This is a genomic window from Xanthobacter autotrophicus (genome assembly GCF_030015065.1).
In the GTDB taxonomy this organism is placed as follows: Bacteria; Pseudomonadota; Alphaproteobacteria; order Rhizobiales; family Xanthobacteraceae; genus Xanthobacter; species Xanthobacter autotrophicus_D.
Genome location: NZ_JAIVFN010000527.1, coordinates 1 through 401 on the forward strand (window position 1 = coordinate 1; position 401 = coordinate 401).

1 pseudogene is annotated in these 401 nt (G+C 49.1%); it reads right to left on the reverse strand.

The features are described 5' to 3' along the window. A pseudogene (locus tag K9U40_RS24350) lies at positions 1–226 on the reverse strand (hypothetical protein); the annotation flags it as partial. Positions 227–401 lie beyond the last annotated feature (175 nt).

The window sequence follows — 401 nt, forward strand, 5'->3', positions numbered from 1 at the left end:
CCATAGTACTAGGTGAAAAATACAATATCTTCACGGCGATCGGCCGATCGTCAAGCAAAGTAAATTCGCGATGCGCGTCGATGCAATCCTTTGCCGCCCGCCGCATCATCAGTTTCCATTCCTCTTTCGCTTTCACGTTTTTGGATTGGTGCGAACGAGGAGTCTCTTGGATCATGAACTCAATCGGAAACGGCAGCACAAATTCATCGTCGATCTCATCGCCCATTGCCGCCTGCCAAGGTCGCCTACCAACAGGCATCACTAGCATTTTGGCGATATCGGGTCACCGACACTTTCGTTTCACTTGCGATCATCCCGGCTGTTTGGATGAGCAATTAAAATGAGCGCGAATTCGAATGACTAACTTCTAGATGGCGGCAAACTACTGATCGCTATCGATC